Annotated in this window: 9 protein-coding genes; 6 read left to right on the top strand and 3 right to left on the bottom strand. The window is 63.3% G+C overall.

Translation table 11 applies throughout. The features are described from left to right. The first annotated feature begins 7 nt into the window (after positions 1–7). Positions 8–775, top strand: coding sequence for a divergent polysaccharide deacetylase family protein (locus ABE459_RS03255; RefSeq protein WP_323830763.1), 768 nt, complete (start codon positions 8–10; stop codon positions 773–775). Positions 776–792: 17 nt separating this feature from the next. On the opposite strand, the gene ABE459_RS03250 is transcribed toward ABE459_RS03255, so the two are convergent. The 3 genes from ABE459_RS03250 to ABE459_RS03240 all read right to left on the bottom strand — a co-directional run bounded on the left by ABE459_RS03250 (position 793) and on the right by ABE459_RS03240 (position 12,486). Continuing rightward, positions 793–5,493 (bottom strand): DUF6543 domain-containing protein, encoded by a 4,701-nt coding sequence (locus ABE459_RS03250; RefSeq protein WP_346647914.1) that lies wholly within the window; start codon positions 5,491–5,493, stop codon positions 793–795. A 195-nt stretch (positions 5,494–5,688) separates the two neighbouring features. Continuing rightward, complete coding sequence (locus ABE459_RS03245) at positions 5,689–10,371, bottom strand: DUF6543 domain-containing protein (protein WP_346647913.1); 4,683 nt, start codon at positions 10,369–10,371, stop codon at positions 5,689–5,691. Positions 10,372–10,539: 168 nt separating this feature from the next. Then, the gene (locus ABE459_RS03240) at positions 10,540–12,486 is read right to left on the bottom strand and encodes a BCCT family transporter (protein ID WP_223277233.1); all 1,947 of its coding nucleotides are present in this window, start codon (positions 12,484–12,486) and stop codon (positions 10,540–10,542) included. A 533-nt stretch (positions 12,487–13,019) separates the two neighbouring features. Here ABE459_RS03240 and betI point away from each other — a divergent pair. The 5 genes from betI to mscK all read left to right on the top strand — a co-directional run bounded on the left by betI (position 13,020) and on the right by mscK (position 22,308). After that, on the top strand, positions 13,020–13,676 hold the full coding sequence (gene betI / locus ABE459_RS03235; RefSeq protein WP_125465882.1) for a transcriptional regulator BetI: 657 nt from the start codon (positions 13,020–13,022) through the stop codon (positions 13,674–13,676). A 38-nt stretch (positions 13,677–13,714) separates the two neighbouring features. Next, positions 13,715–15,187 (top strand): betaine-aldehyde dehydrogenase, encoded by a 1,473-nt coding sequence (gene betB / locus ABE459_RS03230; protein WP_125465883.1) that lies wholly within the window; start codon positions 13,715–13,717, stop codon positions 15,185–15,187. Positions 15,188–15,264: 77 nt separating this feature from the next. Then, entirely contained in the window at positions 15,265–16,962 is a 1,698-nt protein-coding gene (gene betA / locus ABE459_RS03225; protein WP_323830765.1) for a choline dehydrogenase, read from the top strand. A 259-nt stretch (positions 16,963–17,221) separates the two neighbouring features. Further along, positions 17,222–18,964 (top strand): potassium/proton antiporter, encoded by a 1,743-nt coding sequence (locus ABE459_RS03220; protein WP_110995330.1) that lies wholly within the window; start codon positions 17,222–17,224, stop codon positions 18,962–18,964. 35 nt (positions 18,965–18,999) lie between these two features. After that, positions 19,000–22,308, top strand: a complete 3,309-nt coding sequence (gene mscK, locus ABE459_RS03215) for a mechanosensitive channel MscK (RefSeq protein WP_258705270.1) — start codon at positions 19,000–19,002, stop codon at positions 22,306–22,308. Positions 22,309–22,330: the final 22 nt, after the last annotated feature.

The following is a 22,330-nucleotide window of genomic DNA, read 5'->3' as shown; positions in this document are numbered from 1 at the left end:
TGCGGCCATGCGTTATCTGCTGTTACTGCTGTGCTGCCTGTTGGCCGGCGTCGCGCAAGCGGCACCAGCCAACAAGGCCTACCTGAGCATCATCATCGACGACCTGGGCCAGAGCAGCGAGCGTGACAGCCGTACCCTCGCCCTCTCTGGCCCGGTCACGATGGCGATCATGCCCGACACCCCTCACGCCTGCGACTTCGCCCGCCAGGCCCACAAGGCCGGCAAGACGGTGATCCTGCACATGCCCATGGACCCGGCCACCGGCCCCTATGCCTGGCACCCCGGTACGCCACTGCCGGAACTGGCCAGTCGCTTGCAAGCCGCCCTGGCCAAGGTCCCTTACGCAGCGGGCATCAACAACCACATGGGCAGCCGCATGACGGCCCAGCGTGAACCCATGGCCTGGCTGATGGGCGAACTGCAGCAACGCCACCTGTTCTTCGTCGACAGCCGCACCAGCGCAGCCACCGTGGCGGCGGCCGAGGCCCAGCGCATCGGCCTGGCGCATGTGTCGCGGGATGTATTCCTGGACGACGTGCGCACGCCCGAGGCGATCACGGCTCAATTGCAGCAAGGCGTGGCCCTGGCCCACAAGCAGGGCTCCGCCGTGCTGATCGGCCACCCCTACCCGCAAACCCTGCAAGTGCTGGAGCGTGAGATACCCCGGCTCAAGGGCCAGGGTATCGAACTGATCCCGCTGCGCCAGATGATCGCCGAACGTGGCAACCAGGCCATGCCTGCCCATGGCGGGCACGGGCTTTACCATAACCGCTGACCCCTGCCTGCATTCAATCAAGCGAACGGGATGATGCCCTTCACCTGCTCGTAGGTGAGCGGTCCCCGGTGTATACGCTCACCTTGCCTGGCCAGCTCGAGGGCTTCGACACGACCGTAGAAGCGCTGTTGCCAGGTTTTCAGGTGCGCCCGGGTGAACGCATGGGCTGGAGCGGCCTGATCGCTGAAGTGAAAGTGCGCAGCCCAGAGCGGTACGCCCTGGACGTCCCCGGGGTATCTCAAGTGCTTGATGCTGTACTCGTCCATGGCTGTACCGTTGGCAATCCGCTGTCGGGGCCCCTCGTACGTCACCTTGATCAGCCCTTGCCGGTGCAGGAACGCGAGCGCCCGCGCACCTGGGTAGCGTGTTTGCAGATAGTGTTGGGTGAGCAAGGCCGTGCGTCGTGCCGTCCAATACTCGATGCGCTCACTCAAACGCGCCATCACGGCCTTGGCGTCATCCTCGCCTACCCTGGCCAGTGCGGCGCTGGCACTGCGCAGGGCTTTGTCATGCTCGTCCAGCAACCTCTTCAACTCGCTGTCTCGCACATCGCTTGCAACGTAATGCATGGCCTTGACCTCGACCTGCTGGTCCTCGGCCAGCAACGCCTCGGCCTGTATCCTGGCATCGCTGGCAACAGCTCCCTCCCCCGAAGGCTCTGGCACCTCGGCGACAACCTCCTCCCAGGCATCACCTCTCTTTTCGAAAGTGTGCAGACGCACGCCGGTAATCGGCTCGTCCACCTTCAGCCGGATGACATCGCCGTCCTTTTGCTCGCTTGCGATCACCAGCTCGCCATCCACGGTGCGCACGGCATGCTGGGGTGCAGCACTTCTGCCGTAGGCCTGCCGCCGAGTGGACAACTGGCCGCTATCCTGCTCGGCAATGGCTTCGCTCAGCTGTTCGCTGGCCATGTCCTTCAGGGCTTGCAACTGCCGCATATAGCCATCCAGCATGCCGCGCTCAAGCCCTGCGCCCCCCTCTCTGCCAATATCGAGGCCATTGACGATTGCAGTGGAGTACTCATCCCAGGCGGTTTGCAGGATTTCGATCCGCTGCGCTGCCGACAGGTTGCTCAAAGGCAGCAAGCCGTGACTGCTCGCAGCACTGCGCAAGCCATCACTACCCAGCTGTTTTCGGTAGCGCGCCTGCCGCTCGAGCTGCTTGGTCTTGTCCATCGGTAACGCAAGTTCGACGTAGTTCGAAGCCTGGTGAAAACGCACGCGCTCTGTGGTGAGTTTGCGTAGCGTGGCGACTTTGGCGGCCGTATAGGGTTCTTGCGCGGCGTACAGGAGCGTCTGCGGATCGAGACGGGACAAGCTGAAATCCAGATCGAGGCTGGCCTGGATCATACGCTCCTGAAGGCTTACCGCATTTTTCAGGTGACCGAGCAGTGCACGGTACTCCACGAGCACCTCGTGTATCCGACGCCCATCCAAAGCCGACATCAAGCTCTTGATCTGCTCATACGCCACGGCTTCGCGCAGCTCTTCGAACAGGTTCCAACTGTTGGCCGCCAATGCCTTCAGCCCGTCCTGGCGGCTATCTTCCAGAAACTGTGAATTGACCGGCCGCTCAATACCAGGGTGGCGCTGTAGCTCGCTGATTTGCTCGAGCGTCTTAAGACTGTTTCGCTCATATTCGCTGGACGCCTCGCGCTGAATGGCCATCTGCTTGCGCAGGTCAAGCAACTCGCTGGTCTTCTGGGCAATTTGCGCCTGGTGAAAATCGCTCAACTTGCCGATCTGCTCCTGGCTGAACTTGCCCTCGGCATTTTCCTGCACCGACAGCAGTCCGGCCTTGTGCGTATTCAACTGCTCTTCCAGGGTGCGGGCTCTTTGTCCCTGTGCCGCCGTCTCTGCCTTCAAAACGTTGTTGGCCTTGGTGTTCTGACTTTCCAGCTCCACCAACCTTTCAAATTCCTTCTGTTTCGCAGCGAGCGTCCGCGACTTCTTAGGCATGCCACCGAAGAGCCCCTTGCGAACCGTCCACGACAGCCCACGCCACAGGTATGGGCCTTCGCGCCCGCCCGGGCCGACGATACGTACCTCATCCCTGTCCAGGCGCACCTGATAGCGCTCGCCGTACAACTCGACATAACGCTGCCCATCCACCTGGTAAAAACCGTGGCTGTCCTCCATCACCCCATGCAGGTCCACCGTAGCGACGAACGGCTGTAATGCCTGACTGCTCGCCACCGGGCCAGAGCCCCAGCCGCTGACGATTTCGACAACACTGCTTTCGGATTCCTGAAGCGCGCCACCGAGGTACACCCGGCCTTTTTCCACCGGTTCCGGCCCCGCCGCTGCCACGCCAATCGCATCGCCGCCGAGCATCTCGATAGGCTCCAAGGCCTCTGGCTCATCCTTCGCGCCTTCGATCTTCGGTACAACGCCATGCAATAACATCATGGAAAGGTTGCTCACCAGGTCCAGGATCGCCAGGGATTTCTCGGCACCGTTGCCGCGCTTCAATGCCGCTACATCGTCCTCGACCGATTCCAGCGCCAGTGCCAACCACGTCACGGTCGCCACCGGCCCTTTCAGCACTGGCGCCACCACATTGAACAGCAACCAGGCACCTTCCTTCAGGCGCTCCCAGCGGCTCTCGCGCGTCGACACCGAGTCGCGTTTGGCCAGTGTCACGAGCACCTGCTTGCCGGCGACGAACAGATGGGTATCGACGTCTGCCAACCAAGGCGTGAACTTGATCCTTGCCGGCTCGGAGGTACCTTCTACTACCGCCGAGCCCCCTGGTACCGCAACCTCCAGAACGCCTTCCAGTGCCTCGCCGAGCAGATGGGGGTGCTTGAAACCTCCGTTCTGGTACACCGCCCTGGCGTCTGTCTCCATCCAGGTCAACACAGTGCTCTGCAGCGCATCTTCGTCGGCAATTGCTGCCATCAACGCCGTGGCGTCGCTGAACTGGCGCAGCGAGTCTTGCCCGTAAAGGGGCCGATAGAGCAGCCACGCCGCAGGATGCGCCAGGCGTATGACAAACATCCCACTCACCGTGTCGCGGGCCCTGAAGGCCGGGACAGAGAACGCCAGCGCAGCGATATCGACGTTGGCCTTGAGATCGCGGTTGCTCCGACAGAACTCCGCCAATGCCTGCCATGCTTCTTTGCTCAGCCCGCCTTCGATCCTCAAGCTCAGGGCATCGAACAGCAGCCGGTTGCGCCACTCGCGAGCAAACAAACTGATCCGCTCGTCGCGCTTTTGCGCATCATCCAAAGTGGCCTGGACATAGGTCGGGTAGCCAGCGCCGATATCCACCTTTTCCACGAGGTCCTTGAGATAACCGGGCGTCAACCAGCTCATGATCTCCTGGCCGGTGCGATGCTTGATTGCAGTGATGGTCGAATGTCCGAGCGCGCTCAGGTTGCCGATGGCAAGCTCGGTCAAGGTCATGGTGCGGGTAACGATGACCCCATCGCCAGGTCCGACACCCACGCCACCTGGCACACCGTAGCTTTCTCGCACAGTCAGCAGTAAGTCGTCGGAAAAGTAATTGGCCTCCACCGGATAATCAGCCAGCAGTTGTTCGCGCAGGCGTTGACGGGCATAGGCCTGCAGGTCGAGCAGACCGTCCCGGGACGAGGCTGAGCCGGACAGCGCCTGATCGACAGCCAAATCCAGCACGGCCGCCTGGTAGTCGAAACGATCCTCGGAGGTAGCGCCAGACAGCCAGTCAGGCACTGCCAGCTCAACACCCGGATCGCAAAAGTACGACTCGTTGAAGAACACTTCGGACGGATCGGACAACTGCCAGTACACCGCCTCCATCTGCTCAACGCTGGCAAGCCTGGACCAGCGTATGTGGTCCAGGCGAGTCAGCAACCAGCCAAGCAGCAACGCCGACTGTTGCATGAACGCATCGCCTTGCAGGGCGTAGGTGTTCCAAGTGAGGCTGTCGAAGCGATGTTCGCGGGCCATGAAGTCCCGCAGGGCTTCGCCAAAGGCCTGCGCGTCGGCATAGGCGCGCACCTTGCCCGAAGGTGGGCTCCACAGCAGCAGACTGTCCTCATCGCGCTCAAGGGCCACCAGCAAATCCGGGAGCAGGACGCTGCGATCAGCCTGCGCACTGCGCATGACTACTTCGATGGCCTGGGCCTGAATGCTGACAAATCGACCCGACAGCATTTCGTAGACGCAGGTCCTGGCTGCATCCGTCAGCCGTTGCTGACCGACATTGCCCAGCAGGGCCATACGCAACGCCTGCTGCATCCAGCAATGCCGACTGACAGCGTAGCCATCGGGGGCCGCGTAAGGCGCGCCATTCCAGTAATCGATCTGCGCCTGACAGAAGTACTCAGGCAACGCCGTTACCAAATCGTTGAGCGGGCCCGACATCCCCATCAACGAGCGAGTATCGAGTTCACTCTGCGAGCCAGCAAAGCGATAGGGACTGCTCAACCCCAGGTTATAGGTACGCTTGCCAAGCGGCTCCAGGTCCAGCTTCGTGCCGCTCAGCAACGAGTGCAGCACCACGTCGACCAGTGGCGCCGTCGTCCAGTACGCGGTTTCGGGATCCGGGCTGTCGAGCATGAACGGCGCCGCGTCGGTCAGCGCCGGCTCAACGCTGGCGAGCCAAGGCAGTTGCTCTACCAGTAGCGTGAGGATTCGCTGACTGGCAACCTGGCGCAACGTGGGGCGAGCGGCGAACTGCCTGGCGCAGGCATGTTTGAGATTGAAGTTGGCGATAGGTGGAGTGGGCATCGAACGGCTCCTTCTCGAGAAAGGCTCAAGAATGCAGTCGCGCGCTCCCGTTGCAGGTATTACATATGGCAAGCCGGATGAAGGTTTACGCCCTGCGATCTCGAAAGCAACAAGGCCCTGTTCTCACGCACAGGGCCTTGTTGCTTTCAGCCGCCGGGCGTCAACTGTACACGCGCCCTAATACGCGCCAGCCCTTCACTCGAAAGGAATCACGCCCTCGACATCCGCCCAGCGCAGGTTACCGCGATAGATGGCCAGCAGTTCACCGGTGCTGGCAGCCGCGCGCAGCTGCGCCTCTCGCCCCAGCGCGCGCTGCGCCCACAGTTTGAGGTGCCCCTTGCTGAACGCCCGCGCAGGCGTGTCGGCGGCCGGGTAGTGGAAGTGCGCTTCCCATAGCCCCATACCTTTGGCCTTGCCGGGCGCAGGCACGCGTCTGATCTCGAACACGTCGAGAAAATCACGGCCCCCCAGTGGCTTGCGGCTCACGGTCCGCGTGATACGAACCTGCTCCTGTTCAACCAGGAACCTGAGGCCGCTGGCCGAAGGATGACTGGTCGAGGTGTAAGTGGAAATCAGGTAGTCCCGCTGCACCGATTCCAGCCGCTCGATGTCGTCGGCCAGACGACTGCCGAACTCACTTTCGATGCCAGCCCGCGCCAGCAGCTGCTCAGCCTCCTTTAGCTGGCTGACATGATTGGCGATGATGGTACGGATACCAAAGGGGTCTAGTGCCTCGGCATACTGGCGCACCAGGCTGATCACACCGCTGACCTGCCTCAACGCGGCCCTGGCTTTACCCCTGGCGTGACCAGTATCGACCGTTGCCTCGCTGCCTTGCTCCTCCTCCACGGCAGGACGTTGCTCGACGAACGTATCGCCGTCCTGGCGGAACGTGCGCAGCACCTGCCGACCAGTGACATCATGCTGCTGGACAACCCGCTCGCCAGAGACCTCGACTTCCGCGCCCACCACACTGCGCCCGTCATAGGTACGCGCCATGCGCAAGGTGCCAGGGCGCTGGGCATAAAGACGCGTCCTGGGCTGCGCCGGTATCGATAGCTCAAGCTCGCGCACCACCTGCGCAAGCAGTTGTTCGGCCTGGCTGGTCAGCCTGTGCAGCACGTCCTTGTATTGCCCGACCTTGGCCTCTACCAACAGCTCGGGACAGGTTTCGGCCAGATAATCCAAGCGCACTCGGGTGCTCCGGTAGGTCTGCAAGGTGCTACCCAGCACCTGCTGTTGAGTGGTCAATGACAGGCCGTCGGCAGTGATCACCCTTTCATGGGCGGCGCCTGCGCTCTTGAGCTCGTCCCCGGCCAGATAATCCAGCGCCTGGATCAATTCCCGCTCTTCCACCGGGGCCACACGATCCAGGCTCAGCTCACCAAGATCCAGCAAGCTCCGCAGGCGCAAACCGACGCCGCTGAGCTTGCGGCTTTCTTGCAGGGACTGCAGGACTTCACGCTTCTCCACCCTCGCATCAAGCGCCGCGTCCCATAGCACGATACCGTCTTTCGGCAAGCTCTCGGCCAGCACATCCAGCACCTCGGAGATTTCGATCAGATCCAGCTGCCAGCTCAGCACTTTTTCCAACTGCGCCCTGGCAAACCGATAACGCTCCAGCTGTTCGGCACCCTCCGGCTTGGCGGCCATACCATTGAGCACACCAGGCAGATCTACCTCGTTAACCCGCTCCACGGTCTCGTTGTAGAGCGCCACGCCGTAACTGATCAAATCATGACGTATGACGCCACGCTGACGGGGAAGCACAGCGATCAAAGCCTGAGATGCAAAGCGCTGCTCAGTCATTGAAGTCAGCACGTCATCCAACCTTACGGTGTAGTCCAGCAACTTCTTGAGGTCATCCATGACAAGCGCCTTCGCACTGGCAACTTCTCCCTTGACCCTGGCGATCCGCTGATCGAACTTATCTGCCAGGCCAGGATCGGTGATCAACTTGGCCTGCTGACGCAGTCGATCGAGTTCTGCTTCCTTGGCCTTGGACTTGTCCTTGCTCGCTGCGAAAAAATCACCCAGGATGTTGCGCTCTGCAAGCAACGCGTTCTGGCGCTGGTTCAACTGCTCGAAGTCGCTCTTGTTCTTCTGTTGCGTCAGCTCCAGACGCCCCTTAGGCCCGCCCCCCGCCAGTCGCAACCTGGTATCGATGCGCCAGTCTCCCTGCTCCCGTACAAGCCAGGGCCCATGCGCATCCTGCGGCCCCACGATGCGTGCAGCGCTTCCCAGCAATTCGACCTGGTAGGTATCACCGGCAAGCAAGAGGTAATGCCGGCCCTGCACCTGATAGGTCCCCGAGGCCTCCTGCGACACCCCCGTCAGATCCACGACCGAAGCCAGACCGCGAAGCGACCTGCGCTCCTGGGAGGTCAGCACATTGACCCCCTGTGCGCCTCGCCAGGAGAAATCCAGCACCTGACTCGAACGGCTGGCCAGCTGGGACGCCTCGCCTTGTACGGGCATTACCGCCAGCCGGCTGTCAGTGCTGGCCAAGGCAAGCCGTGGCAGTGGTTTAACCACGTGCGGCGGCCCGACAAGATCGGTCGTCGGCAAGCGTACATGCGCCAGCGCCATGCCCAGATTCAGCAGCACATCCACCACCGCCGCGCTGCGCTCGAACTCGCTGCCCTCGGAGAATGCCTGCGTATCGTGCACAACCCCCAGCACCGACTGCGCCAGCCAGGCGACCGTGGCAATCGGCCCGCGCAGCAACAGCGTGGCCACATCGAACAGCAACCAGGCGCCCCGCTGTAACAAGGCCCAGCGGCTCTGGCGAGTAGAGACCGATTGCCGGCCAGCCAACTCGACCAGCAAGCGACGGTTGGCGTCGTACATCAGCCGATCGACTTCCACGACCCAGGGCAGCCGGGCCAAGGTCGGCGGATCTGCCCGGGCCGGTGACAGCGAGGTATCAATGATCGGTGTCCCCAGGTGTGGCTCGAAGAACCCACCATGGTCGTACACCGGACGAGCCTGGGGATCGAGCCATTGCAGGACACTTTCGCCAAGCGCCTTATCGTCGCGAATCGCCGCCATCAGCGCCTCGAACCCCGAGAACTCGGTCAAGGCCTGCTGGCCGTAAAGCGGCCGATAAAGCACCAACGAAAACGGCTCGACCGAGTGCAGCACGAACATGCCCATGACCAGATCCGGGGCCGGATGATCCTCCGCGCGCTGAAACGCCAGCGGCATAAGCGTGGTTCTGGGACGCTGGGCATCTACCCGCCCAGCACAATAGTCGACGATAGCTTGCAGGCCTGCCTCACCCAGCGTGCCGCCCAGCTTGGCGCCCAGGGCAGTGAACAGCAGGGAGCAGCGCCATTCGCGGGCAAAGCGGGTGACCCGCTCCGGCTGCAGGGCAGGGTCGAGCTGCTCGGACACATAGCTGGGGTAGCGAGCGCCGATGTCCACGCGCTCGACCAGTGATCGTAGATAGTCGGCAGTCAACCAGGGGGCGATCAGTTGCTTTTCACGATGCTCGATCTTGGTGATCACTGCATCGCCCAGCGCGCTCAGGTTGCCGATGGCGAACTCGGTCAGCGTGATGCTGCGGGTTTCGATGACGCCATCCCCAGGGCCCACGCCCGCCCCTCCCGGCACGCCCCGCGCAGTGGTCAGGGTCAGCAGCAGGTCGTTGCCGTGGTAGTTCGCTTCATCGGGTTGATCCAGCAACATCTGCTGCCTGAGCTGCGCATCGGTGTAGCTGTGCAGGTCTTCGACACCATCGAGGGCAGAGCTGCCTAGCGACTCGGCCTGCGCCAGAGCCAGCTCGAACAGCCCGCACTGGAACGCAAACTTGTCTTGTGCCTGCGCGCGGTAGAGCCCAAATGGCGTCGAGACGCCGGCCTCGTCCGCAGCGTGATAACCGGCGATGAACCACTGCGCAGGGTCGCTGACGCCCAAATAGAATTGCTCCATCGACGCCACATCATCGAACGTCGAAACCTGCCAGCGATCCACCTGGCCTAGCATGCGCTCAAGCAAAAGGGCGCATTGCACGGCAAACACATCGCCAGTGCATTCATGGCGGCGCCAAGTCAACGAGGTGAAACGCTGGGTCTCGGCCAACTCATCGCGCAATGCCATGGCGAAGGCATCGTAGCCGGAAAACCCTTTGACCACCCCGCTGGGGGCGCACCACAGCACCTGCTCGCCTTCATCCCACTCGCCGCGCACGAGCAGTTGCGTCTGCAACTGGTTGACGCTGTCACCGCCATCGTTCAGTTGCACTTCGACGCTGAACACCGAAGGTAGCTGAGCCCCTCCCTTGAGCAGCCCCAACACGCAGTCACGTTGCTGGGCATTGAGGTCTTGCAGAGGCAGGCTTTGCAGCAGGGTCGACTTGATGACCTGCGCAAGCCAGCGATCCCGGCTAACGCCATGGAAGCCGACGGCCGCCCAGTAGTCGACCTGAGCCTGGCGAAACCGGTCTGGCAGTGTCGACACCAGTTGGTTCAGCTCAGCCAGCACACCGTCCACAGCTACCGAGACAAACTCCAACGACTCGCCGGCGGCATCACGCATGAAATATGGCGGTGCAACCCGGACAGAGAAACTTCCCCCTGCCAATCCCAGCGCCTCCAGCTTGCAGCCCTGACGCAGGGCATCGAGCAAAGCATCAACCAGTGGCCGCGAGACCCAGGAATCATAAGGGCGGTACTGGCCAGTGACAGCCCCGTCGTAGGGTATGTCCAGGATGACAGGGCCTGCATCCGGTAACTGGGCGTCGGCAATGCCACGTAGTCGCGCAGCAAGCACTTGCAAGGCCTGCTGCGAGGCCAACTGGCGCAAGGTCGGGCGATCAGCGAACGCCAGCGACACCGCGCGCTGGTAGTCCGGTGTGGTTCTGGTTTCGATTGGCATGCGAGGTCACCCTTGGTGATGAATGGATCACCGAGGGTGCGATTTCGCGAAAGACGGGAGGCACTACTTAATGCTGCGCAGGTTAATCATCCAGCTGAACGATCACCTGCAAGAAACAAAAGAGGCCCGGTTCTTTCGAACCGGGCCTCTGCCTCACAGCAACAGCAATCAGCTGTACACACGCCCCAACAACTGGCGGTGGCTTTCGAACTGATCAAGCACGTCACGCACGATCTGCTCGCGGGTGAAGCCCATCAGGTCGTATTCCTGGCTGCCGTCGTGCAGGTACACCTCGGCGCGGTAGAAGCGCTGCTGCACCTCTGGCTCGCCTTCGACCGGCGCCTCGCTCGGCGCGGCCAGGTAGCCGTCCAGGCTGGCTTCGTAGACGAAGGGGTTGCCCTCTTCCATCATCACCCGCAGGCCCATCATGTTGCGCGACTGGCCAACACGGGTCTCGACCTCGAAGCCCAGGGTGCGCAGCTGTTCGGCGGCTTCCTTGAGCGCCGGGCTGACCTGCTTGTCCATGAAGCGCTGCACCACGGCCTGGGTCGGCTGCAGGTCCAGCTGGCTCAGGCGCTCGCTGAAGCCGCGACGGCCACGGGCGGCCAGTTCGGCGCGCTCGCTCTCGACGGCGACGTCCTGCTTCATCGCCTTCATCAGGCCGAACATGAACAGCACCAGTACCACCGAGAACGGCAGGCCAGCCAGCACCACCATGGTCTGCATGGCTTCGAAGTTACCGGCGAACAGCAGGCCGATGGTCACCAGGGTGATCACCACCGACCAGAACACCACCATCCAGTGCGGAGCGTCTTCGTCCACCTTGCCGCCTTTGCACGACAGGTTGGCCATCATCACCGCGCCCGAGTCGGCCGGGGTGAGGAACAGCACGAAGCCGACGAACACCGCTACACCGATGACGATTTTCGACGCTGGGAAGTATTCGAGTAACTGGTAGATCGACATCGACGGCTGTTCGAGCGCAGTCTTGCCAAGCTCCACGGCGCCCTGGTTGATCACCAGGTCCAGCGCGGTGTTACCGAAGATCGACAGCCAGGCCAGGGTGAAGCCCAGCGGGATCAGCAGCACGCCGCTGACCAGCTGACGCACGGTACGGCCCTTGGAAATACGGGCGATGAACATGCCGACGAACGGGCCCCAGGAGATCCACCAGGCCCAGTAGAACACGGTCCACAGGCCCAGCCAGCGCTCGGACTTGTCACCTGCGCCTTCGTACACATAGAGGTCGAAGGTCTTCAGCACGATGCCGTTGAGGTAATCGCCGATGTTCTGCACGAAGGCGTTGAACAGGTGCAAGGTGTTGCCGGCCAGCAGCACGAAGATCAGCAGGCCGCTGAACAGCAGGATGTTCAGGTTGGACAAACGACGAATGCCGTTCTCCACGCCCGACACCGCAGCGATGGTGGCCACGCCGGCCATGGTCAGGATCACCGCCAGCAGGTTGGTCTTGCTGTGGTCCATGCCGAACAGGTACTCGAGGCCCGAGGCCACCTGCATCGAACCGATCCCCAGGTTGGTCACCAGGCCCAGCAGGGTGACGAACATGCCGAAGATGTCCACGGCATGGCCGGCACCGCCCTTGACCCAACGCTCACCGACCAGCGGGTACAGCGCCGAGCGCAGTGCCAGCGGCTGGTTGTGGCGGTAGGCGAAGTAGCCCACGGCCAGGCCCACCAGGGCGTAGATCGCCCAGCCGTGCAGGCCCCAGTGCAGGAAGGTCAGTTGCAGGCCCTGGCGCGCGGCCTCGAGGCTGGCAGGCGTGCCTTCCGGTGGGTTGAAGTAGTGGTCCAGCGGCTCGGACGCGCCGAAGTACAGCAGCGAGATACCGATGCCGGAGGAGAACAGCATGCCGGCCCAGGCGCCGTAGCTGAAATCGGGGGTGTCGTCCTTGCCGCCCAGCTTGAGCTTGCCGTAGTCGGAGAAGGCCAGGTAAACGACGAACAGCAGGTAACCGCAGATTACCAGCATGTAGTACCAGCCGAAGGTACGGGTCAGCCATTTCTGGGCGACACCAAGCACCTGGCCGGCGGTTTCGGGTACAGCGATCAGCAAGGCCGTCAGAACGAGGATCAGCAGCGCCGAGGTGTAGAACACCACGCGGTTGACCCGTACCCGCTCGGCAGGGGGGTTGGTTAGGGAAGCAGAACTCATTGCACGAATGCTCCGGGCAGTGCGGCAGTGGAGGCTAAACAGTTATGTCCGACGCAATTGGTGCAATAGCCCTACAGCGTCAGGTGTTATAAAAGGCACCCTGGAAACCGTGATCCCGATTAGAAACGCTGCAAGAAAACAGACGGGTGACCTGTCGCCGATCCGCATCTCCGTTGAGGAGTGTGCGCATTCGCCACAGCCACCAGGCCCGCTCCAAGGGCCGACCGCGCAGCCTGTGACCGCTCGGCAGAATCTGTCTTTGCATCGCTCATGCCCGTCAACGCCTTGTATTCCGGGGGTTACGCGATTTCCTGGGGTGTCAATCCGTGTCCCGTTGACCGCTTGAAAACTGTCAATGGCACAAATTGTCGCAGAGCTTATTCTTTATTGATTGAACGTTCAATCAAAACAAAATAGACTGGCCTTCGCCGAGTCAGCCGCCCGTCGTCTGCTCGCAGGCCTGAGGAGATAGCAAGATGCCCAAGGTCGGTATGCAACCCATCCGCCGCCAGCAGTTGATCGAAGCCACCCTGCAGGCGGTCGATCAGGTCGGACTGGGGGACGCCAGCATTGCGCTGATTGCCCGTTTGGCCGGCGTGTCGAACGGCATCATCAGTCACTACTTTCAGGACAAGAACGGCCTGATCGCAGCGACGATGGGCTACATCATGAGCATGCTCAACGAGGGCGTGGCCGCACGTCGCCAGGCCCTGACGGACGACAGCCCGCGCGCTCACCTGAAGGTGATCATCGAAGGCAACTTCGATGCGAGCCAGGTGAACGGCCCGGCAATGAAAACCTGGCTGGCCTTCTGGGCCTCCAGCATGCACCAGCCGTCTTTGCACAGGTTGCAGCGGATCAACGATCACCGCCTGTATTCCAACCTGTGCTGCCAGTTCCGCCGCGCCCTGCCGCTCTACCATGCGCGCAAGGCTGCCCGCGGGCTGGCGGCCCTGATCGACGGCCTATGGTTGCGTGGCGCCTTGTCGGGTGACGCATTCGACACCGACCAGGCAATACGGATTGCTTACGAATACATGGATCTACAACTGGCTAAACAGCACACCCTGGGCACCAACGACCAGGCCGCTGAAACACCGCGCACAGCCACTGGCCAACCGGCAGGAGCGTGACGCGGCAGCCAACCACACACTGCACTTGCGAGGACACTATGGCCCGTTTCGGAACGCAAAAACTCTACATTGATGGCGCTTACGTCGACGCTGGCAGCGATGCCACCTTCGAAGCCATCAACCCGGCCACCGGCGAAGTCCTCGCCCACGTGCAGCGCGCCACCCAGGCGGACGTCGAGAAGGCCGTCGAAAGCGCCGAACGCGGCCAGAAAGTCTGGGCTGCCATGACTGCCATGCAGCGTTCGCGCATCCTGCGCCGCGCCGTCGACATTCTGCGCGAGCGCAACGACGAGCTGGCCCAGCTGGAAACCCTGGACACCGGCAAGTCGTACTCCGAAACCCGCTACGTCGACATCGTCACCGGCGCCGACGTGCTGGAGTACTACGCAGGCCTGGTACCGGCCATCGAAGGCGAGCAGATCCCGCTGCGCGAGTCGTCCTTCGTCTACACCCGCCGCGAGCCGCTGGGCGTGACCGCCGGTATCGGCGCGTGGAACTACCCGATCCAGATCGCCCTGTGGAAATCCGCCCCGGCCCTGGCCGCCGGCAACGCGATGATCTTCAAGCCATCGGAAGTCACCTCGCTGACCACCCTGAAACTGGCCGAGATCTACACCGAAGCCGGCCTGCCGAACGGCGTGTTCAACGTCCTGACCGGCAGCGGCCGTGAAGTCGGCACCTGGCTGACCGAACACCCGCGCATCGAGAAAGTCTCGTTCACCGGCGGCACCACCACCGGCAAGAAAGTCATGGCAAGCGCTTCGAGCTCGACGCTCAAGGAAGTCACCATGGAACTGGGCGGCAAGTCGCCGCTGATCATCTGCGCCGACGCCGACCTGGACAAGGCCGCCGACATCGCCATGATGGCCAACTTCTACAGCTCCGGTCAGGTCTGCACCAACGGCACCCGCGTGTTCATCCCTGCCTCGATGAAAGCGGCCTTCGAAGCCAAGATCGCCGAGCGCGTTGCCCGCATCCGCGTCGGCAACCCGGAAGACGAGAACACCAACTTCGGCCCACTGGTCAGCTTCGCCCACATGGAAAGCGTGCTGGGCTACATCGCCAAGGGCAAAGAAGAAGGTGCCCGCGTGCTGTGCGGCGGCGAGCGTCTGACCGAGGGTGACTTCGCCAAGGGCGCCTTCGTTGCCCCGACCGTGTTCACCGACTGCACCGACGACATGACCATCGTCAAGGAAGAGATCTTCGGCCCAGTGATGAGCATCCTCAGCTACGAGACCGAGGAAGAAGTCATCCGCCGTGCCAACGACACCGAATACGGCCTGGCCGCCGGCGTCTGCACCAACGACATCAGCCGCGCCCACCGCATCATCCACCAGCTGGAAGCCGGCATCTGCTGGATCAACGCCTGGGGCGAGTCGCCGGCAGAAATGCCGGTTGGCGGCTACAAGCAGTCGGGCGTCGGCCGTGAGAACGGTGTCAGCTCGCTGGCTCAATACACTCGCATCAAGTCGGTCCAGGTCGAGCTGGGCGGCTACAACTCGGTCTTCTAAGGCCCTGTCCAGCCACGCCCGTGCCCTTGCGCACGGGCGTTTCCGCTCCCTGATCACCGCCAAACGAGGGTACTTTCATGTCCCATGAATTCGATTACATCATCGTCGGTGCCGGCTCGGCCGGTAACACCCTGGCCACCCGCCTGACCGAAGACGCCAGCGTCACCGTCCTGCTGCTGGAAGCCGGCGGCCCCGACTACCGCTTCGACTTCCGCACCCAGATGCCGGCCGCCCTGGCCTTCCCGCTGCAGGGCCGCCGCTACAACTGGGCCTACGAGACCGACCCGGAGCCGTTCATGGACGGCCGCCGCATGGAATGTGGCCGTGGCAAGGGCCTGGGTGGCTCTTCGCTGATCAACGGCATGTGCTACATCCGCGGCAACGCCATGGACTTCGACGGCTGGGCTGAACTGCCGGGCCTGGAAGACTGGACCTACCTGGACTGCCTGCCGTACTTCCGCAAAGCGGAAACCCGCGACATCGGCCCCAACGACTACCACGGCGGCGAAGGCCCGGTCAGCGTTGCCACGCCCAAGGCCGGCAACAACCCACTGTTCCACGCCATGGTCGAAGCAGGCGTGCAAGCCGGCTACCCGCGCACCGAAGACCTGAACGGCTACCAGCAGGAAGGCTTCGGCCCGATGGACCGTTCGGTGACCAAGAACGGCCGCCGCTCCAGCACCGCCCGTGGCTACCTGGACCAGGCCAAGAAGCGCCCGAACCTGACCATCGTCACCCACGCCCTGAGCGACCGCGTGCTGTTCGACGGCAAGCGCGCCGTTGGCGTGACCTACCTGGTCGGCGACAGCGAAGAGCGTGTCGAAGCCCGTGCGCGCAAGGAAGTCATCGTCAGCTCCGGCGCCATCGCCTCGCCGCAGCTGCTGCAGCGTTCCGGCGTCGGCCCGCGCGCCCTGCTGGAAAGCCTCGACATCCCGGTGGTCCACGACCTGCCGGGCGTCGGCGAGAACCTGCAGGACCACCTGGAGCTGTACCTGCAGTACGCCTGCACCCAGCCGGTGTCGCTGTACCCATCGCTGCTGTGGTGGAACCAGCCGGCCATTGGCGCCGAGTGGATGTTCAACGGCACCGGCATCGGCGCCAGCAACCAGTTCGAGGCCGGTGGTTTCATCCGTACTCGCCCTGAGTTCAAGTGGCCGAACATCCAGTACCACTTCCTGCCGGTAGCGATTAACTACAACGGCTCCAACGGCGTGAAAGAGCACGGTTTCCAGGCGCACATGGGCTCCATGCGCTCGCCTGCCCGTGGTCGCATCCAGGCCAAGTCGAAGAACCCGCGCCAGCACCCGAGCATCCTGTTCAACTACATGTCCACCGAGCAGGACTGGCAAGAGTTCCGCGACGGCATCCGCCTGACCCGCGAAATCATGGCCCAGCCAGCGCTGGACCCGTACCGCGGTCGTGAGATCAGCCCGGGCGCCCACGTGCAAACCGACGAAGAGCTGGACAAGTTCATCCGCGAGCACGCCGAAACCGCCTTCCACCCGTCCTGCTCGTGCAAGATGGGCACCGACGACATGGCGGTAGTGGATGGCGAAGGCCGCGTGCATGGCATGCAGGGCCTGCGTGTGGTCGACGCGTCGATCATGCCGCTGATCATCACCGGCAACCTCAACGCCACCACGATCATGATCGCCGAGAAAATCTCCGACAAGATCCGTGGCCGCAAGCCACTGCCGCGCAGCACCGCCAAGTACTACGTGGCGGGCGATGCACCGGTGAAGGGCAAGCCGATGCGTGAAGTGAAGCAGGCTTGATTGGCCTTTGTGGGAGCGGGCTTGCCCCGCGATAGCGTAGGATCTGGCGACGCCGCTGTCCTGACGGGCGCCATCGCGGGGCAAGCCCGCTCCCACAGCTTCACGCAACACAAGAAAAGGCACCTCTCGAGGTGCCTTTTTTCATATGCGGAAACGCTTTACAGCCTGCCAATTCATCAGGTTAGAATCGATTGGCACGCGACCTGCTAGTTCACGGCTGCACGTCCCTCATTCCCCCGCTGTCCCGGAGTACCTGCCTTTGGATGCAAGCACCATCAACAGCCTGTTCTTGATCGGCGCATTGCTGGTGGGTGCAAGTATCCTGGTCAGCTCGCTGTCATCGCGCCTGGGCATCCCGATCCTGGTCATCATCCTCGCCGTCGGCATGGTCGCCGGCGTGGATGGCGGCGGCATCATCTTCAACAACTACCCGACCGCTTACCTTGTGGGCAACCTGGCGCTGGCGGTGATCCTGCTCGACGGCGGCCTGCGCACTCGGGTAGCCAGCTTTCGCGTAGCCTTGTGGCCGGCGCTGTCGCTGGCCACGGTGGGCGTGATGATCACTACCGCGCTGACCGGCATGGTCGCCGCCTGGCTGTTCAACCTGAGCATGATCCAGGGCCTGCTGATCGGCGCCATCGTCGGCTCCACCGACGCTGCGGCAGTGTTCTCGCTGCTCGGCGGCAAAGGCCTCAACGAACGGGTCACGGCCACCCTGGAAATCGAGTCGGGCAGCAACGACCCGATGGCGGTGTTCCTCACCGTCACCCTGATCGACATGATCGCCAGCGGCCAGACCGGCCTGCACTGGAGCCTGCTCACCCACCTGCTGCGCGAATTCGGCATCGGTACGCTGCTGGGCCTGGGCGGCGGCTGGCTGATGCTGCAACTGGTCAACCGCATCAACCTGGCCGGCGGCCTGTACCCGATCCTGGTGATAGCCGGCGGCCTTGCGGTGTTCTCGCTGACCAACGCCCTGCACGGCAGCGGCTTCCTCGCCGTCTACCTGTGCGGCCTGGTGCTGGGCAACAAGCCGGTACGCAGCCGCCACGGCATCCTGCACATGCTCGACGGCATGGCCTGGCTTGCGCAGATCGGCATGTTCCTGGTGCTGGGCCTTTTGGTCACGCCCCACGACCTGCTGCCCATCGCCCTGCCGGCACTGGGCCTGGCGCTGTGGATGATCGTGGTTGCCAGGCCGCTGTCGGTGGTCGCCGCGCTGCTGCCGTTCAAGGCCTTCCACGGCCGTGAAAAGGGCTTCATCAGCTGGGTCGGCCTGCGCGGCGCGGTACCGATCATCCTCGCGGTGTTCCCGCTGATGGCCGGCCTGCCGGACGCGCAGCTGTTCTTCAACCTGGCGTTCTTCATCGTGCTGGTGTCGCTGCTGGTGCAGGGCACCAGCCTGCCGTGGATGGCCAAGCTGCTCAAGGTCACGGTACCGCCAGACCCGGCACCGATTTCGCGCTCGGCGCTGGAAGTGCACATCACCAGCGAGTGGGAACTGTTCGTCTACCGCCTGGGCGCCGAGAAGTGGTGCATCGGCGCCGCCCTGCGCGAACTGAAGATGCCCGAGGGCACGCGCATCGCCGCGCTGTTTCGCAGCGAACAACTGCTGCACCCCTCGGGCAGTACCGTGCTGGAAGTCGGCGACATGCTCTGCGTGATCGGCCACGAACACAACCTGCCGGCGCTGGGCAAGCTGTTCAGCCAGGCACCGCAACGTGGCCTGGACCTGCGCTTCTTCGGCGACTTCGTCCTCGAAGGCGATGCCGAACTGGGCGCGGTGGCCGCGCTTTATGGCCTGAAACTCGACGGCCTGGACGCGAAAATGCCGCTGGCGCAGTTCATCCGACAGAAGGTCGGAGGCGCTCCAGTAGTAGGCGACCAGATCGAATGGCACGGCACGATCTGGACCGTCGCGGTCATGGACGGGAACAAGATCCAGAAAGTCGGCGTCAGATTCCCCGAAGGTACCCGGCCTGGCCCCGGCTTGTTCCTCTAAACTCCGATTTGCCCCGTAGCACAAGAATCCTGCCTATGTCCCTGCGCCATTACTGCCGCGCAGCCCTGCTGGGGCTGTGCCTGACCCTCTCGTTCGCGGCCGCCGCGGCGGAGGTCCCGACCACCTCGGGCATTCAGAACAGCCTCGACAAGATCGCCGAGCGCAAGCTGCCCGAAGCCGAACAGAAAGCCGTGCAGCAAGTGCTGGAGCAGACCCTGGCGCTGCTGGCCAGCAAGGAGGACAGCGAGCAGAAGCTTGAAGCCCTCAAGCAGCAACTGGCCACTGCCCCCCAGGAAACCCGCGACAGCCAGCGCGAGCTGATCAAGCTCAAGGGCGCCAGCGCCATACCCGTGGCCCAACGCTACGCCAACCTTACGGTGCCGCAGCTCGAACAGATGCTCAGCGAGCGCAGCACCCAGCAGGGCGAGCTGCAAAAAGCCCTGTCCGAAGCCAACAGCCTGATCATCAACTCGCAGACCCGGCCCGAACGGGCCCAGGCCGAGATCAGCAGCAACCAGACCCGCGCCCAGCAGATCAACAACAGCCTCAAGAGCGGCAAGGACGGCGGCAAGGCGCTGACCAGCGACCTGCGCAACCAGCTCAACGCCGAACTGGCCTCGCTCAACGCCCTGACCCTGCTGCGCCGCCAGGAACTGGCCGCCAACAGCCAGCTGCAAGACCTGGGCAACGCCCGGCACGACCTGCTGATCGCCCGTGCTGCGCGGCTTGAGCAAGAGATCCAGGACCTGCAGACGCTGATCAACGACAAGCGCCTGGCCCAATCCCAGCAGGCCGTCACCCAGCAGTCGATCGAAGCGCAAAAGGCCGGCGGCAGCACCGTGCTGGCCAACGAGAGCACCGCCAACCTCAAGCTGTCGGATTACCTGCTCAAAAGCACCGACCGCCTGAACGAGCTGACCCAGCAGAACCTCAGGACCAAGCAGCAGCTGGACAGCCTGACCCAGGCCGACCAGGCGCTGGACGAGCAGATCAACGTGCTCAAGGGCAGCCTGCTGCTGTCGAAGATCCTCTACAAACAGAAACAGGCCCTGCCGCACCTGAAAGTCGACCGCGACCTGGCCGACCAGATCGCCGATATCCGCCTGTACCAATTCGAGATCAACCAGCAACGCGAGCAGATGAGCAGCCCGTCCAGCTACGTGGACAAGCTGCTGGCCAACCAGCCGCAGGAAGAGGCCACACCGCAGTTGCGCAAGGCCCTGCTGGAAGTGGCGATCACCCGCGGCGACCTGCTAGAGCGCCTGAACCGCGAACTCTCCGCGCTGCTCAACGAATCGATCACCCTGCAACTGAACCAGAAGCAACTGCTCAGCACCGCCCAGAACCTGCGCACCACCCTGGATGAGCAGATGTTCTGGATCCCCAGCAACAAGCCGCTGGACTGGGAATGGCTGCGCTTCGTGCCGGAGCGCCTGGCCGAACAGGTCGCCAGCCTGCCCTGGGGCTCGGGGATCAAGGAGCTGGCCGACGGCCTCAGCCAGCGCCCGCTGCTGTTCCTGCCGCTGCTGCTGGTGATCGGCGCCCTGCTGTGGCGACGCAAGTACCTGTACCAGCGCCTGGGCAAGGTTCACCAGGACATCGGCCACTTCAAGCGTGACAGCCAGTGGCACACGCCCCAGGCGATCCTGATCAACATCCTCCTGGCCATGCCGGTGGCCCTGGCCCTGGCGCTGGGCAGCTACGCCCTGCAGATCGACGCCCGCGGGCAGAACGCCAACCTCGGCGCCGCGCTCTGGCAACTGGCCCAGGCCTGGCTGGTGTTCTACACCGCCTACCGCATCCTCGCCCCGGGCGGCGTGGCCGAGATCCACTTCCGCTGGCACAAGCCGCAGGTCGAGTTCCTGCGTGGCTGGGTGCGCCGCCTGGGTACCGTGGTGCTGGCCCTGGTGGGCGTGGTGGCGGTGGCCGAGCACCAGCCCTCGGCACTGGCCGACGACGTGCTGGGCATCGGCGTGGTGCTGGCCTGCTATGCCCTGATGGCCTGGCTGCTCAGCCGCCTGCTGCTGAGCAGCCCGGCGCACCGCGACACCTCGCTGTTCCGCCGCGCGGTCGGGGTGGCCTTCACCGCACTGCCTATCGCGCTGTTCGTGGCGGTGTGCTTCGGCTACTACTACACCGCGCTCAAGCTCACCGACCGCCTGATCTACACCCTCTACCTGCTGCTGTTCTGGCTGGTGATCGAGGCTGCCTTCGTGCGCGGCCTGTCGGTGGCGGCACGGCGTCTGGCCTACCAGCGCGCCCTGAGCAAACGCCAGGCGGTCAAGGAAGGCCTGGACGGCGAAGTACCGGTCGAAGAGCCGACCCTGGACATCGAACAGGTCAATCAGCAGTCCCTGCGCCTGATCCGCCTGGCCCTGCTGGGTGGTTTCATCGCCGGCCTGTACTGGGTGTGGGCAGACCTGATTTCGGTGTTCTCGTACCTCAACAACTTCACCCTCTACGAATACACCAGCGGCACTGGCGCCGCCGCCAGCATGGTGCCGATCAGCCTCGGCGACCTGCTGGGGGCGCTGGTGATCGTCGGCATCACCTTCGCCCTGGCCGGCAACTTGCCGGGCCTGCTCGAAGTGCTGGTGCTGTCGCGGTTGAACCTGGCCCAGGGCAGCGCCTACGCCACCACCACGCTGCTGTCGTACATCATCGTCGGGGTCGGCATCGTCAGTACCCTGTCGACCCTCGGGGTCAGCTGGGACAAGCTGCAATGGCTGGTGGCGGCGCTGTCGGTGGGCCTGGGCTTCGGCATGCAGGAGATCTTCGCCAACTTCATCTCCGGCATCATGATCCTCTTCGAGCGCCCGGTACGGATCGGCGACACCATCACCATCGGCAACCTGTCCGGCACGGTAAGCAAGATCCGCATCCGCGCCACCACCATCACCGACTTCGACCGCAAGGACATCATCGTCCCCAACAAGACCTTCATCACCGGCCAGCTGATCAACTGGTCGCTGACCGACACGGTCACCCGGGTAACGCTGAAACTGGGCATCGACTACGGCTCGGACCTGGACCTGGTGCGCGACATCCTGCTCAAGGGCGCCCACGAGAACCCGCGGGTGCTCAAGGACCCGGAGCCGATCGTGTACTTCCTCAACTTCGGCGAGAGTTCGCTGGACCATGAGCTGCGCATGCATGTGCGCGACCTGGGCGACCGCAACCCGACGCTCGATGAGCTCAACCGCTACATCAATCGCGAGTTCAAGGCGCACGACATCAAGATCTCGGTACGCCAGGTGGAGGTGTTCTTGATGGATACCAAAGGCGGCAAGCAGCAGTTGATTCCGATGGATAAACCCAAGCCGGACGGCACTGAGCCGGCCTGACCGGCCTCAGATCCTTTATCCT

Source organism: Pseudomonas sp. TWI923, assembly GCF_039673365.1.
Taxonomy (GTDB): domain Bacteria; phylum Pseudomonadota; class Gammaproteobacteria; order Pseudomonadales; family Pseudomonadaceae; genus Aquipseudomonas; species Aquipseudomonas sichuanensis.
Note: the sequence above shows the minus strand (reverse complement) of the source record. Positions and strands in the feature narration are given on the sequence as shown.